A 15830-nucleotide genomic window follows, 5' to 3' on the forward strand; every position below is an offset into this window, starting at 1 on the left:
AAGAACTTTTGCTAAAAACAACTTTCGTTTCTTTAGACTTTTTTTAGAGCCGATGGAGGGACTCGAACCCACGACCTGCTGATTACAAATCAGCTGCTCTAGCCAGCTGAGCTACATCGGCTTTTAAATAACTTTTATGTTATAAAAAAAGCCCGCTATTTCTAACGGACTGCAAATGTAAAGATTTATTTATTTAATCAAAACATTTTTTGAAAAAAATTATCACATATGTGTTCTTATTTTTTCTTTTCGGCGTTTTAACTGCCTTTCTAGAGAGGAAACAGCCATATCTGTACCCTCTTCAAAAGTTTTACATTGTTTTTTTACAATAAAGCTATCGCCAGGTACTTTTACTCGTGCTTCAAAAATTTTATTTTCCTTATCACTAGTGTTTTCTACTTTTAAATACACATCAGATTGTATAACTTTATCATAGAACATGTCTAATTTATCCATGCGGTTTTGAATAAATTCTATTAGCTTTTTATCTGCATTGAAATTTACAGCTTGCGTGTTTACCTTCATATTTGTTCTTTTATAGGTTAGATAATATTATTTTTTACTTCTTGGATGTGCATTTGAGTACACCTTTTTTAATTCTGCTATACTATTGTGTGTATAGATTTGAGTAGCTGCTAGACTTGAATGCCCAAGAAGTTCTTTAACAGCATTTAAATTTGCACCTTGATTGAGTAAATGAGTCGCAAATGAGTGCCTCAATATATGCGGACTACGTTTTACTTTACTAGATACCTTACTAAAGTAATCATTTATAATTCTGTAAACAAGAGTTTCATAAATTTTAACCCCTTTTTTTGTTAAAAATAAATAAGAATCATCTACAATCACTTCTAACTGATTTCGCTTAATTAAATACATATTAATTGTTTGAATCACCGAGTCTAATAAAGGAATTAATCGTTCTTTGTTTCTTTTACCCAATATTTTTAATGTTTTACTAGATATATCGATATCTGAAAGTTTAAGTTGAACGAGTTCAATACGCCTAATTCCTGTAGCATAAAACAATTCAACAATCAATCTATTTCTTAGTCCTTCAAAATCTGTTTCAGAATGAAGCTTCTCTATAACTTGTTGCATTTCTGTTTCTGAAAAAGGCACTTGGATTTTCTTACTCACTTTTAAAGCTTTATGCTTGTTAAGCGGATTTACAGTAATGACTTTAGCTTTTAAAAGAAATTTATAGTAGGTATTTAGGGATGATGTTTTTCTATTTATAGTTCTATTGGAAATACCACTTTCAACTAAACTTACTATCCAATTTCTTATTTGCTGATAATTTACATTGTCAATGGTATTAGTTTCAAATTCTGTTACTATAAAATTCTGAAAGGTTTCTAAATCATTCAAATAGGCTTTTAGCGTTAACTTTGAATAGTTTTTCTCTAGCAAGAGATAGTCTGAAAAGGCTTTAAATGACATGTTTTAGAATTTCCGAAGTAAATAATTGTATGTAATTTTAAAAGTACATCTTTTAATTTCCAATTTCGGTAATAAACAAAAAAAATCCTGCTCAAATGAACAGGATTTATATGTAAAAAAGGTAATAATTAAACTACTTCTTGATCTCTTAGACCTTGAACGTATTGCGCTTTTTGTATCTGTGTTCTACGCGCTATAGAAGGTTTTGTAAATTGTTTACGTTCTTGCAACTGATTTTTAACCGTTGTTTTGACAAACTTTCGTTTGTAACGTTTTAACGCTCTATCTATATTTTCTCCTTCTTTTACTGGAATTATTAACATAGTTCTTAACCTCCTCTCTTTTAGATTTTTTAAGGCTGCAAATATAAAAACTAATTTAAAATGTCCAAGTAAAAAATTCAAAAAAAATTATGATTTGAAATTCAATAAATCATCCAATTCATTAAAAGACTTAATGAACTTTTTAGACTTAAATAGTAGAAATCTATTGCCATCAAATTCATGTTGCTCATTACCAACAACATCTTTTAAAAATTTATTTAAATATTTTTTTGTCAGATTGGTTCTATAAAATTCTACATCTATACCTATTATTGGTCTATTTATTATATAATCAATTTGCATTGCTTTGACATCATAATATTCAGCAACAACAAAAAAATCTAATTTATTGTCAAGACACTCCTCTTGAATAAGATTTAATGGTATACATATATCACTTTTGCAATTTGGTCCCCAAACATAAAGTAAAGAATATTCATTTTCTGGTAAGCATTTTTTTAAACCTTTACCGTTACTAATATAAATTTTGAATGAATCCTCAGTTTTTCGCATTTGGCAAAAATCTTCAACATCAATATTTTTAACAAATAATTGAGGATTGATTTTATATGATTTATTGTAATAACCATAAAGCCCCTTAAAATTACCTTTTATCGAGCAAGAGAAAAAAAAAGCACAAATAAATAATATTAGATTAGATTTCATATCTCCTTACTAAAATCCTTCTGCATTTAAAATATAACCACCATCTGATCCAACACTCGGGTTAAATAAATAAATTCCTTTTAGAATTGATGTTTTAGATTTTACAATATCCTCATCAACATACAGAGTATCACCGTTAATTATCGCATCATTCTGCTCTGAAATTGCGGGATTAAGTTCAATTGTAAATGTACCTGTATTAGTTGAAGCATCAATAGAAAACGTCCCATACCTACCACTTAAATCTTCTTCATCATCATCACAATCTACGACATCACCCGAAGAAGTATCGATACAACAAAACCAACAATCCTCATAATTACACAACCCCCAACTCTTACAGTCTTTGCTTGCCCTTCCCCATTCATCCCAAGTAGCATGATGTATTACAAATTTTATTTTACTAAGTGGATTCAACTCATCTTTAATTTCAGAATTTTGTGCTTCTTTGTAAATAACATCTGTATCATTTTCTCAAGAAAAGCTTAAGGCAAATATTAGTACTAAAATAATTTTTGATAATTGTTTAATTGTTTTCATTTGAATACAGTTAAACTAATATTATAACAAATATATAGATAATTTTCTATACAATAAAATTATGCAAATCAATTGAATTATTTCCTCATTAAATTAATAGGAAATCTATAGTCAATTTAAACTAATCTTTAAACAAAGACGCTCTTTGAGTCAAATCCTGAATCAGTTTTTCATCTTCTTCGCTTTCTAAAAGTACATTGTAGTTTTTCCAGAATGCCTTATTATATGGTTTTGGTGAGAAGATGTCCATATCCCATGCGCTATCGAGTTTCATTTTAATGATCTCTTTATCTAATATAATTTCAGAAAATAGAATTTCTTGAACTGTATAATAATAGCGTTCTTCTTTATTATAACGTTCCTTTTCTTCATCACTAACTTTTTGATTTGTTTTAAAACCAACATTGACGAGCTTTGGTGTTTCATAATAAATATAATTAGGATACATTTTATCTTGATACTCCATATACGTCATGACCAATTTGTGATTGATTTGCGTGTCAAACAAACGCTTACTTCTAACTTTTTGAGCTGGAGATGCTGCTACAAGCTCATACTCAATTTTCTTAATTGCATAATTATCATAGTAAATATACATCCACCCTTGTGCATTATAACCTGCATTAAAAATACCTTTAGTTTCTAGGTCTACAAAATTTGTACTTTCTGAAATTTTAATTTTATAGATCTTTCTATCGTTATCTACCAAGATTGTATCTAAATCAAAATGGTGCTTTTCTAAAACATCTTCTCCAAAAAGAGCTTTGGTATCACTAGAATTTCTTAGCAAATTTAATTTGCCTTGAAATATATTTTGAAGTCCGTTGACTCTAGTATCATTCCATTTTATTGCTTTTTCTAATTGTGCAGTTGATAAATCTCGACGTTTTACATCTTTGACTTTTAGTCTGCTTCGTTTCGCATTTTGGTTATTATAAGCCACATAATTAAAAATACTATCTACATCTCTAAGGTCATAACTTTTTCTAACTTGATCGACATTGATTTTTAAATAGTCGCTAGAATTGGCTGCAAACCCAGAATCATAAACTGTGATTGCACTTTCAATTAGCCATTTGAATTCGACTTTATTTCGTTCTTTATGTCTCAAAAAACCTTTTTGAATGTAGGCCGAATCAGGCATGTTTACAGCTAACTTCTCCATAGCTTTTAGTACTATGTCGTTTCCTGTCTTGGGACGTGTTTCTGCAATGAGAACAATCTCATCAAGTGACGCAACATCTTCTTCGAGGTATATTTCAAAGCTACTATCAAATTCATCAACTGGAATCTTGTAACTTTTATAACCAATAGATGATATCACTAGAGTATCTTTTACATTTTCCTTCGGAACTTGAAGTGCAAACTTACCATCTGAGTTACTAACCGTACCAATTGTTGTATTTTTAATATATATGCTTGCACTTTCTATAGGTGTAAGCATCGAAAAGTCAAGAATTTTATTCTTGACTTCCGTTTGCGCAGATAAACTGAATGCAAGAAGCATAACAGCTATTGCTAGAAAATTTTGAATCTGTTTGTTTACCATACTACGTGTTCTTTAAAATGCGAGGGAACAGTTTGGTTCATCTATTGGATACTCCGATATCGCTCGGCAAAAGAAAAATTAAGTTGCTGGTTTATAATCTTTATTATCAATTACCATTTTAGCAATTATTTCTCTTAGAATCTCGGATGTACCTCCTCCAATTGGTCCCAGTCTACTATCACGCAATAACCTTGCCATTGGATATTCTTCCATATAACCATAGCCTCCTAAAAATTGAAGACATTGGTAAATTACTTCATCTGCCATTTTGGTAGAACGTAATTTTGAAATGGTAGCTTCTTTTACCACATATTCACCATTATTAAGACGCTCTGCTACAGAGTAGTTAAACTCTTTACACATAATCATATCGGCATAAGCATCTGCAAAGGCATGTCTTAAGGCTTGAAATTTATCAATAGATTTACCAAATGCTTGACGTTCATTCATGTATTTTTGCGCATACTCCAAGGCATATTCTGCTCGAGCATGAGCGTTAATACCCATAATTAAACGCTCTAAAGCAAAGTGTTGCATGATATATGGAAATCCCTTATTCTCTTCTCCCATTAGGTTAGTTGCAGGAATTACCACATTATCAAATGCGATCTCACCTGTATCTGAGGCTCTCCAACCTAATTTATCAAGTTTTGTTGCTGAAATACCAGGCGTATCCCGATCCATTATAAAAATACTAATCCCCTTATTACCCAACTCAGGATTTGTTTTTGCACAAACCACTAAATAGTCACTATATAAACCATTTGTAATAAATGTTTTTGACCCATTAATAACATAGGTATCTCCTTGTTTAACGGCCGTTGTTCTCATACCTGCGACATCAGATCCACCAAAGGGTTCTGTAATACAAAGGCATCCTATCTTTTCTCCAGTAATACTTGCTGTTAAATACTTTTCTTTAATATCATGATCACCTTCTTTATTAACGTGAGTCATTGCCAAATAAGCATGAGCCCAAATTGCAGCTGCAAATCCACCTGAGTTAATTTTTTGTAATTCTTCAAGTAAAATTACGGTATAAAAGAGATCGAGATCTAATCCTCCATATGTTTCAGGGTAGGCCAAACCAAAGAAACCCATTTCTCCAAATTTCTCCCAAATAAAACGTTCTATGTGACCTGTTTCCTCCCACTTTTCTATATGTGGGACAACTTCTTTTTGTAAGAAATCTTTTAAACTTTGTCTAAATAATTCGTGTTCTTCTGTGAAGTATCTATTGCTCATAAAGTGCTATTTTTTTATCTTTAATCGATAGACAAATATAACTTAATTATCTCACTTTTTTTGGTTGGGAAACCTTTTACTTTTGACAGTTCATCTAAAGACTTAAACCCTTCTCTAAGTGTTCTTTGTTCGATAATATTATGTGCAATCTCGTAATCTATATATTTAATTGTTACTAATTGATCAATTGTAGCATCATTGATATTAATTTTTGTGATGGGTTTAGACGATTTTACCGTAAAATCATTTAAGACGCGTTCTAAAACTTCTGGTGATAATCCATACACTTCTTGAAGTTGCACATCTGCAATAAAATCGCCATATTTTGTTCTATATGCTACGATACGCTCTGATAATTTTTCTCCTATACCATAAACGCGTTTTAATTGCGCAGTTGTGGCTGTATTTAGATCTTGCTTTTGAGCAAACGTTTTTGGTTTTAAATTATTAGAATAGTTGTTTGTATAATTAGTTTTTGGCTTTGGGTTAGTCACCCATTCAGGAAATTTAAAATATGGTGATATTTCATCTAAAAGAGAATCTGATACTTTAGTAACCTTTTGAAAGTCTTTTGCACTATTCACCCATTTTTTTGTTTCTCTAAAGGCGTGAAGCCTATCTATTTCAGCATTTGACATTCCTAAGGTATAGCCTTTAAAATCTGTAATATAATTTGGATTGAATGGAAAAATTACGGGTTTTGAAGCTTCTAGTTTTGCTATTCTTAAAGAATCTACTTCTGCCTGAAACAAAGCGATTTCTTTTGTATTATCACCAAACTCTTCCGAAGAAAAATCAATTAAATAATACGCGCTTTGCATACTAAATATTAAAATTAACAATAAAAAAATCCCACTTCTCTGATGTTTTGTAAACGAAAAGTGGGATAAGAATTTCATATTTATTTATTAAGAATTATTGTCTCTAATCGCAGCCATATATCGATTTAATTCCTGTTTAACTTTTGGTGCAAGTAGGATTAAACCAACCATATTAGGCACCATCATCGCAAAAACCATCGCATCAGAGAATCCTATTACAGACCCTAAACTTGCTGCTGCTCCAATAACTACAAACACACAAAAAATTACTTTATAAGTATATTCTGCCTTTTTTGACCTTCCAAATAGATAGGTCCATCCTTGAAAACCGTAGTAAGACCATGATATCATAGAACTAAAAGCAAATAGCACTACTGCCACTGTTAATACATATGGGAACCATGATATTGATGATTCAAACGCGCTAGAGGTTAATAAAATTGCTTGAGCGTCGTTTGCTGGCGGATTTAAAGGATCTACAAAACCAGTTATGATTAATACTAAAGCGGTCATTGTACATACAACTACTGTATCAATAAAAGGCTCTAATAAAGCTACCATACCTTCACTTGCTGCATATTTTGTTTTTACTGCTGAATGCGCAATTGATGCCGAACCAATACCTGCTTCATTTGAAAATGCAGCACGTCTAAATCCTTGAATTAATACTCCAATAGCACCACCTGCTATTCCTTCGGGACTAAAAGCTCCATTCCAAATAGCTGCAAATGCACCACCAATCATATCAAATTTAGCAAAAATCACAAATAGAGATGCTGCCACATAGATGACTACCATAAATGGTACAATTTTGTCTGTTACTTTGGCTATTTTTTTGATACCTCCAATAATTACAATACCTACTAATATTGCCATTACTAATCCGAATGCCCAACCATATCCATTAAGAAAAGAAGCTTCTCCTCCAGTAATATTTTGAACTAATTGAAAAGCTTGATTAACCTGAAACATATTACCTCCTCCAAATGAGCCTCCTATGACAAAAATGGCAAATAATGCTGCTAATACTTTACCTAAAACTCCAAGACCTTTTTCTTTAAGACCTTTGGTTAGGTAATACATTGGTCCTCCATAAACGGTACCGTCTTCTGCAATATCTCTATATTTTACACCAAGTGTACATTCTACAAATTTAGATGCCATACCAAGAAAACCCGCAATAATCATCCAAAATGTAGCTCCTGCTCCACCAACTGAAACAGCAATTGCAACTCCTGCAATGTTACCTAAACCTACTGTTGCAGATAATGCAGCAGTTAACGCTTGAAAGTGTGATACTTCTCCTTCGTGATTTTCTATAGCAATAGTTTCTATATTGTCACCGCCTGGCGTTGAATCTCCTGCACCAACTAAAGATTCGTGGTGATCTAATTCATCATATTTTCCTCTTACAATATTAACAGAAGTAAAAAAGCCTCTAAAATTAATAAAGTTAAAATAAATTGTAAAATACATGGCTCCAATAATTAAAGGAAACAAAACCCAATACACACTCACTGTATCTGTAAACGGAATTTGATAGAAAATGAACTTTACAAACCAACCTGTAGCATCACCAAATTTTTCATCGATTACCTCATCGATACCTTTGTCTTGCGCAAAAGTTAATAATGGTAAGATGACAGCAAAAATTGAAAGAAGATGTTTCTTCATTGTGAATATTTTAATTAGTTAGTTATATTGAAAGTGACAAGATGCTAAAAAAATTCGACTTTTTAAAGTATCAGCCATTAAAAGAAAATCTATTTAGCTGATATCGTATAGCGAATTTAACTTCTGAATTTGCTCTGGTCTACCCAAAACAATAATTTTAGAATTAGCTGCTAATTTTAAATCTGCCTCTGGATTAACAAGATATTCACCATCTACATCTTTATAGCCAATAACATTGCATCCTGTTTTTTTCCGAAGGTCTAAATCTCTAATCGTTTTTGTTGCAGAAGAATCATACAACTTCTCAATTGGGATTTCTTCAATATTGACATTGACCTTCCCAACAATTGATAAATTATCAATAAACTCAATTAAACCAGGCACTACTACTAAAGATGCCATATGATCTCCTCCAATTCTATCTGGTAAAATCACATTATTAGCTCCTGCTAATTTTAATTTTTGGTATGACGTTTCTTGAGAAGCGCGACTTATAATATTAAGTTTATCATTTATTTGTCTAGCAGAAAGCACTACAAATAAATTATCGGCATCATTTGGTAAAGCCGAAATGAGCGTACTTGCGCGTTCAATACCTGCTTGTTGCAAAATATCATCCTCATTAGCATTACCTAAAACAAAAGGCACCAAATCGCTTTGAGATTTTTCTAAATGCTCTTTATCTTTCTCAATGACTACAAACGACTTATTGTAAGCTAACAGTTTTTGTGCGGCTTGTTTTCCGTTTCGTCCATAACCACAAATGATAATATGATCTTTAAAACCGTCAATTTTCTTTTGCATCTTTCGTTGTTTTAGTTCTTCAAAATTGTTTTTACTTAAAATATATTCTGTAATTACTGTAATAGCATAACCTAAAATAATTACACTTGCTAAAATTAAAATTACGGTAAATATTTTGGCACTATCATCTAAAGGTTGCACTTCACCAAAACCAACTGTAGTAATGGTAATTACAGTCATATAAATTGCATCAACCCACGTGTAATTAGACATGATTTTAAACCCTAAAACACCAACAAGTAATACTAATACCAACAGAAAAACTGCGGTATAAATTTTAACTCTAAAAAATCTTATTAATGGATTCATAAATTACAAATCAAATACCGAAGAGCGTTTTGTATAAACAATATCTTTTATTTTAATCCAGAAAGCGAAAAACAAATACAATGCAAATCCAAAACCTAATGTAGCAAAGGTAAGATACATAAATGAGGTTCTTACAATTTTTGCTCTAATCCCAATACGATCTGCAATACGCTGACATACGTAAAACCCACGTTTTTGAAAATAGTATAGCATTTGGTAAAATCTATTCATACTGCAATTTAAAATTTATTTCTTTTTTTTTAGCTATCTAATGCTATAAACTTCTAATGAGGACTATTAGTTAGTAGAACATTACCAATGGCACATTGTAAACATTTATTTTTATCGCAATATTCGGTTTTTAATTGAATAAAGGCTTGAGATTCTAAAGCCGATTTTGGCTTGTGTTTTAATTTACTAAATCCATCAACGATTGAGTTTTTTTCGGGTGCTATTGCCATTATAATATCTAAAATAGCCTCATCGTTGGCCTCTCCATTCTGTTTTGCAAAACAAAATTTAATTGGCAAAATTGTATTAATCAACAATAAATCTACAAAGGTCTTCGTCACTTTTTTAGTAGTTGGTTTTGATTCTTTATCAAAGGTGTAGTGCGTATTCCAAAATGGAGAAGTGCTCACTTCAAAAAGCGCATAAATATCCTCAAGGTTTTCTGCGGAAATCACTTTTGAAAACAACTGTTGCTCTTTATGATATATATTTGCTAATTGTGATAAACGAATCGTTGGAAAATTTGGAGGTCGTAGTCTAAAAAATTGTACGTTGACAACACCTTCATTTTCTAACTGAAACTTTTGCCTTAAAAATTTGTATTCTTTTTGAAGCGTGTCATAAAAACTTGTACTTGACTCGTTCTCCAATAATCCTGCCTGACCAAAAAGCAAGGCTTCCAATTGTACTACATTAGCGCTTGTTTTTCTCACTACTGAAAAGTCTATAGAATTCGACATACTTTCAAATGCCAATCCATTGACTTTTAAACCGAAGTTTTTTGCAAGTAATTTAAACAATACAGCTTCCCAATCGTTTTTTGAAGCCTTTAATAAGTCTTCGATAGTTTTAGATTTTCGCTCTAAACGTTCAAAATACAATCGTTCTTGCCAATTTTTTATTGTAAACTCATCAATATCAGGTAAATCCTGCTCACAATTAATCCAAGTATTTGGAGTTGAAAAGAGTTTATGGTAGCTGTTTAACATTTCCGAAGAAAGAAAACCTTTTAATTCTAAAGTTGGGATGGTTGTATTATCACTTCTAAAAATCTCTGTATCGTGATCATAAACTACGTGTAAAATCACATTATCATAAGCTGCATCCTGCTCATGACCATGTACAAACCAATCGCTAGATTTAATATGAATTTCAATATTTCCTGCCCAAAGTTGTTCACCTATTCTCACTTGACCGTTAAAAAAATCTGGACCAGCATTATGATTATGCGTTCCAACATTTACAACTTCCAAACGCTCATGTTGCGTGGTTTTTAAATGGAGAACATCAAACTTTTTGTGCAACCATAAATAGTGTAAAAAATCTTCTTGCATTTTTAAATGTATGAATTCTAATTTTTTATACTCAATTTTATTTCGTTTTTTTAGATTATGGATATTTCTAAACATTTAGCAACACATTTAAGAGGTGTGTTTTTTGGCGGTAATTGGACGAGTGTTAACCTTAAAGATCAATTGACAACTACCTCATGGGAAGATGCCAATTTTAAGGTCAAAAACGCAAACACGATACTAGCGCTCACCTTTCATATTGGGTATTACATCACAGGTGTGTTAGAAGTTTTTAAAGGCAAACCATTAGAAATTAAGGACAAATACAGTTATGATCATTCTAAAATTACGTGTGATGAGGATTGGAAAGCACATTGCAATTCTATTTTAAATGCTGCGGAAATGTTATCACAACACATTGAAGCCTTAAAAGAAGATACGGTTTGGAGCGATTTTGAAGATGCTAAATACGGAAACTATTATAGTAATATAGCCGGAATTATTGAGCATACACATTATCATTTGGGACAGATTGTTTTGGTAAAGAAGATATTGAGAGCTCATTAGTTAAAAATCTTCTTAAACGTTTGCAATCAAGTTATTAAGATGTAGATGAATCTTTATCAAAAAAACTCACGATACTGCATAACCCTAAAATCAAATGTATTAAAGTTTGGATTACTGGCTTTAAGTTGTTTGTATAATGGATTTCTACTAATTGATATGTTTGCAGCGCCTGATGCAGATATTAATGAGATAGTATTTATTGTTCTTTTACCATTGTGAGCAGCGTGCCACGATTGATGCGCCTTACTATTGTTTTTAGTTTTGTTTTGAGATGTTTCGCTGTGCTCTGAATGCCTAGTACACTCTGAATGACATTGGGTAGGATTGCTCATCAACTCAAACTTATGAACTCTTGGAGTTTCGTTTGAGACCAGTTTTAATTTTAAGCTGTAATCCTTTATATGTTTTCTAAAAAAATATTCTGGTCCATTTTTACTATTGCCTCCTGTGAAGAGAAGTGTATCAATATTTGGATATTGTTTTAAATACCCTATCACATCTCTTAGTTTGATGTTTTGCATTCCTATATCTGAAGCATCGATTTTGTTACGTTCTGCGCTGTCTACAATATCACAAACTCCAATTTTGTGTTGAATTAAATAATCTTTTCTTTGGTCTATGGCTTCTTGAGAATTATCGTAGCGCAAATCTAAATTATGGATGTGGTCTATAAATTTCCAGAGTGAGTTGTGGTAGCTTCCGTAGCAAAAATCAACATCTCGCTCCAGTAGATTTCCTGTTGTAAATCTTGGAGGTGGCAAGGTTCCAACAATGAGTTTTGTGGTGTCTTTTTGTATGAAAGGTTGATATGGATGTTTGTGCAGAAACATATAGTTTAGTTTTCCAATTTCCGAAGAAAAAAGAACCAATAGTCGTGGTGTTATCTCGTAAACACCAACTCATCATCACTAGATAAATTCTCGGTAAAGCGATAATTATCTAAATTAAAACCTTTGATATCATCTATGGTTTTAGCATTGGTATCAATCACATATCTAGCCATTAACCCTCGCGCTAATTTTGAAAAAATAGCTATGGTTTTGTATTGACCATTTTTTAACTCTTGAAACTTAACATTAGTTACAGGTACTTTTAAAGTTTTGGTATCAATAGCTTTAAAGTACTCGTTACTTGCTAGGTTTAAAAACAACTCATCGTCTTTTAATTCTTCATTTAAGGCCTTTGTGATTTGCTTTTTCCAGAACTCATAGAGGTTTTTGTTTTTACCTACAGGAAATTTGGTACCCATTTCTAATCTATAAGGTTGAATGAGATCTAGTGGTTTTAAAATTCCGTAGAGACCAGAAATAATACGTACAGTATCTTGTGCTGTATCTATTTTCTTGTTTTCAATAGTATAGGCATCTAAACCGCGATACACATCTCCACTAAAAGCATACATGGCTGGTCTTGCATTGTCTTTAGTAAATGGTAAGGTCCATTCTTGATTGCGTTCATAATTTAATTGACCTAAGTTATCTGATATTTTCATCAACTTAGACAAACTCTTAGCAGACTTCTTTTTTAACAACTTATTAATACGCAACGACGCATCTAAAAAGCTGGCTTCGGTTGATTTTGTTGTTGGTAATTTACTATCGTAATCTAAAGATTTTGCTGGTGATAAAACGAGTTTCATATCTATTGCCCACTACCATGGGTATTTTATATAAGGTTAAACACATATTTAGATGTAAAGTTACAATAGTATACTAGACTTTTCAACTCTAGTACTAAAAGAAAAACTATGAACGAATAGCCTAAATTTATGACAACTTATTTTTCGAAATGCTCTTTTAAAACCTCCCACTCAAAATTGAGATAGAACTTACTTCTTGCATCTAATGGGTTTGTTGAGTTTTTAAGAATTTCTAATTTATCTGCAATGAGTTGTTCATTAATTTTCACATCTCTTACTAAACTATTGTGTTGGGTTTCTAGAGAGTCTTTATGCTCTTTATGAACAATATTTGAAAAACCATACAAGTAAAATTTAGTACCCAAAGCCTTTTGTTGATGATAGAAAAAGATATCTTCATAACCGTAATTTCCGCAGAACTCTTCATCAACACCAGTGGTTTTCATATACACCTTTTTGGTCATAAAAAACACATTAACATGCGGTCTAACCGGTTCTAGATTAGAAATGGTATTGAATTTAAATACTGCATTATTAGGCAGCTTATAATCTACAAGCTTACTTAATAGGTTTTCTGGAAATATAATATCGAGATCTGTAACTATAAATCGTTCTGATTTTGCATATGACACACCAAGATTTCTTGCTCCACCTTGATTCCACATAATATCACTTGTCACTCTAATGAGTGTGTAATTTAAAAAAATATCATCTGGAATTTCTACAGGAATGGGTGAGTGATCATCAACAAACACAAAATGAATTTGCTTCAATAAATCTCTACTATAACTACTATAAATCGCTATTAATTCTTGTAAAGGGTTAGATTGATTGTCTTCTAAATACAACTGAACAACATAACTCAATTTTATAGCGTTAGAATCGTCTTTTTCGTTTTGAGTTTTATCAATAAATTCCTTCTGATTTTCATTACTAATAAACTTCTCGCTATCCCATAACGAAATGTCTGCATTATGAAATCCAAATTGTCCATTCCAAGGTTTGTTTTCTACACTAAATTTTTGTGCAATTTCTTTTGGTGCAAAAGTTATGCCTTGCGCTTCTAATTCTGGTCTATACGTTTTACAAATTTTGAGGTCTTCAGGGTGATAATCAACAATACGTTTCTCTTCTTTTAAAATGTGAAGTAATCGTTTTGACCTCAAACTAAATCCGCCATTTCCCATACCCCAAAAACAAGGTGCACCTATATAATCATAATCAAAAAAATTATTTGACCAACGATTTGGGTTTATAACAAATCCATCATACTGAAACACCAAAACAAAATCTGTATCAACATATTTATACAGCTCTTTGATCATAAACTCACTGTATGCTTCTATTGACGTTATCTGCGGAATTTTAACAACACGACTATCACTAGATTCAAAATGCGTTAGGAGTTTAACAGACTTAAAATTGATAAATGTTTCTGAAATATCTGCTGCACAAATTAATCTGTTTAAATCAACACAGTCTACTCCTAATAAGGTTACATTTTCTAAGTTAAGCATCGATTTTTGTAGTATTATTAAACTCTAATCTTGGGAAAGGCGCAAACACTTGTAATTTAATTAAAGACTGAAATGTCTCGTTAAACTGTAAGGGCATATGCGCTACGGAAATATCTTTTTCGGTTAAATTATTGGCTAAAAATTTTCGACTCTCAAAATCTTTAATTTCTAGCAAATATTCATTTGCCTTACTCGCAAAAATATAAGAATCATCCTCAATTATAATTTCAAAATCCGGATTTAAACAATAAAGATCTGAAGGCGAATTGTATATTTTATGTAACAATTTAAGCAATTGGAAAAACATTTTTTCGGGCTTCACACTATTTAAACATACACGATCTTCGCAATTAATAATGACATCATAATTACATTTTAGACCACAATTTCCTTTTTTACCCCAAATAAGTTCAACCTTTTTTGAGAAAGCTCCCCAAGATCCTGGTCCTGTTGGTCCATAGATTGTAAGTATTGGTATATTAAAGGCACCTGCCAAATGCGTGATACCTGCATCGTTTCCTATATGAAATTGTGCTCCTGAAACCTCATGTGCAACAGCATCTATATCTCCAGTAATTAATTCAACATTAAGATTATCATTTACAAAATAAGCTTCTGGATTGGGATCATCTGGTCCAATAATTATTTTAGCAGTATACTCAGGAAATGCGTCATAAATAAGCTCTATCAATTTTGCATAATATGCAATTGGCCATGCTTTCAAAATAAAGCCTGCTCCTGGATGTATGGTGTAATATAAATTGGATGCTTTACGTTGTTTAAAAAACGGATAAGGCTTTTTAGATTTTTCTATTTCAGAAAACACAGACACAATACCATCCTTGTAATGCTCTATTGAATGTTGTTTAACCCTTTTATGTGTATGGTATTTTATTTGCGGCTTCTTCTCTGCAGTATTATTAAATCTAGGATAGTTACCTAGCTCAATAATTTCCGTATAATTAGATTCATCTACCAAGTTTTCATCAATAACTATGATGCCATTTAAATGGGTCGTAAATAATTTAACAAGTCTAGGTTGAGTAGCATAAGTAACTTTGTCAAATTTTTGTTTGAGCATGTATAATGACGGTATTGTAAAAAATATATCACCTATACCACCATAACTTTTATATACTAAAATTGATGACGTTATATCACTTTTTGAAACGCTCATTTTTGATTTTTAGATTATTAAAATAGAAAGAAA

At 31.5% G+C, this 15830-nt stretch carries 17 protein-coding genes and 1 tRNA gene; 1 reads left to right on the top strand and 17 read right to left on the bottom strand.

Going from position 1 to position 15830, the window contains the following annotated elements:
* Nucleotides 1-47: 47 nt before the first annotated feature.
* The 13 genes from TD29_RS11235 to TD29_RS11295 form a co-directional block, all read right to left on the bottom strand.
* Nucleotides 48-121: transfer RNA gene (locus TD29_RS11235), tRNA-Thr, on the bottom strand.
* A 101-nt stretch (nt 122-222) separates the two neighbouring features.
* Nucleotides 223-525, bottom strand: a complete 303-nt coding sequence (gene hpf, locus TD29_RS11240) for a ribosome hibernation-promoting factor, HPF/YfiA family (RefSeq protein ID WP_040280763.1) — start codon at nt 523-525, stop codon at nt 223-225.
* 27 nt (nt 526-552) lie between these two features.
* A complete protein-coding gene (locus tag TD29_RS11245; protein ID WP_040280764.1) occupies nt 553-1443 on the bottom strand; it encodes a tyrosine-type recombinase/integrase in 891 nt (296 codons plus the stop codon).
* 128 nt (nt 1444-1571) lie between these two features.
* On the bottom strand, nt 1572-1766 hold the full coding sequence (gene rpsU / locus TD29_RS11250) for a 30S ribosomal protein S21 (RefSeq protein WP_040280847.1): 195 nt from the start codon (nt 1764-1766) through the stop codon (nt 1572-1574).
* A gap of 87 nt (nt 1767-1853) precedes the next feature.
* A complete protein-coding gene (locus tag TD29_RS11255) occupies nt 1854-2432 on the bottom strand; it encodes a hypothetical protein (protein WP_040280765.1) in 579 nt (192 codons plus the stop codon).
* 9 nt (nt 2433-2441) lie between these two features.
* A complete protein-coding gene (locus TD29_RS11260; protein WP_040280766.1) occupies nt 2442-2849 on the bottom strand; it encodes a hypothetical protein in 408 nt (135 codons plus the stop codon).
* A gap of 244 nt (nt 2850-3093) precedes the next feature.
* Nucleotides 3094-4521 (bottom strand): carboxypeptidase-like regulatory domain-containing protein, encoded by a 1428-nt coding sequence (locus TD29_RS11265; RefSeq protein ID WP_040280767.1) that lies wholly within the window; start codon nt 4519-4521, stop codon nt 3094-3096.
* 78 nt (nt 4522-4599) lie between these two features.
* On the bottom strand, nt 4600-5766 hold the full coding sequence (locus TD29_RS11270) for an acyl-CoA dehydrogenase family protein (RefSeq protein WP_040280769.1): 1167 nt from the start codon (nt 5764-5766) through the stop codon (nt 4600-4602).
* A 20-nt stretch (nt 5767-5786) separates the two neighbouring features.
* Complete coding sequence (locus TD29_RS11275; RefSeq protein WP_241485268.1) at nt 5787-6587, bottom strand: ComEA family DNA-binding protein; 801 nt, start codon at nt 6585-6587, stop codon at nt 5787-5789.
* A gap of 87 nt (nt 6588-6674) precedes the next feature.
* Nucleotides 6675-8261 (bottom strand): alanine/glycine:cation symporter family protein, encoded by a 1587-nt coding sequence (locus TD29_RS11280; RefSeq protein WP_040280772.1) that lies wholly within the window; start codon nt 8259-8261, stop codon nt 6675-6677.
* A gap of 93 nt (nt 8262-8354) precedes the next feature.
* Nucleotides 8355-9374, bottom strand: coding sequence for a potassium channel family protein (locus TD29_RS11285; RefSeq protein WP_040280773.1), 1020 nt, complete (start codon nt 9372-9374; stop codon nt 8355-8357).
* Between the two features lie 3 nt (nt 9375-9377).
* The gene (locus TD29_RS11290; RefSeq protein WP_040280775.1) at nt 9378-9605 is read right to left on the bottom strand and encodes a PspC domain-containing protein; all 228 of its coding nucleotides are present in this window, start codon (nt 9603-9605) and stop codon (nt 9378-9380) included.
* Nucleotides 9606-9658: 53 nt separating this feature from the next.
* Complete coding sequence (locus TD29_RS11295) at nt 9659-11014, bottom strand: DUF2851 family protein (protein WP_316931856.1); 1356 nt, start codon at nt 11012-11014, stop codon at nt 9659-9661.
* Between TD29_RS11295 and TD29_RS11300 the strand changes: the two genes are divergently transcribed.
* Nucleotides 10997-11464, top strand: a complete 468-nt coding sequence (locus tag TD29_RS11300) for a hypothetical protein (RefSeq protein WP_040280777.1) — start codon at nt 10997-10999, stop codon at nt 11462-11464. The two genes, TD29_RS11295 and TD29_RS11300, sit on opposite strands and share 18 nt — an antisense overlap.
* A 56-nt stretch (nt 11465-11520) precedes the next feature.
* On the opposite strand, the gene TD29_RS11305 is transcribed toward TD29_RS11300, so the two are convergent.
* From TD29_RS11305 to TD29_RS11320, 4 genes are all read right to left on the bottom strand, one after another.
* Nucleotides 11521-12294 carry a uracil-DNA glycosylase family protein gene (locus TD29_RS11305; RefSeq protein WP_040280779.1) on the bottom strand — a complete coding sequence of 258 codons (774 nt, stop codon included), beginning with the start codon at nt 12292-12294 and terminating at the stop codon, nt 11521-11523.
* 50 nt (nt 12295-12344) lie between these two features.
* Nucleotides 12345-13103 carry a peroxide stress protein YaaA gene (gene yaaA, locus TD29_RS11310; protein ID WP_040280780.1) on the bottom strand — a complete coding sequence of 253 codons (759 nt, stop codon included), beginning with the start codon at nt 13101-13103 and terminating at the stop codon, nt 12345-12347.
* Nucleotides 13104-13240: 137 nt separating this feature from the next.
* Nucleotides 13241-14620, bottom strand: coding sequence for a DUF5672 family protein (locus tag TD29_RS17965; RefSeq protein ID WP_052467085.1), 1380 nt, complete (start codon nt 14618-14620; stop codon nt 13241-13243).
* Nucleotides 14613-15797: a glycosyltransferase family 9 protein gene (locus TD29_RS11320; RefSeq protein ID WP_040280781.1), complete on the bottom strand. Its 1185-nt coding sequence runs from the start codon at nt 15795-15797 to the stop codon at nt 14613-14615. Before TD29_RS11320 ends, TD29_RS17965 begins: the two co-directional genes overlap by 8 nt.
* Between the last annotated feature and the right edge of the window lie 33 nt (nt 15798-15830).

Origin of the sequence: Psychroserpens damuponensis (genome assembly GCF_000826655.1) — a bacterium.
Taxonomy (GTDB): Bacteria; Bacteroidota; Bacteroidia; order Flavobacteriales; family Flavobacteriaceae; genus Psychroserpens; species Psychroserpens damuponensis.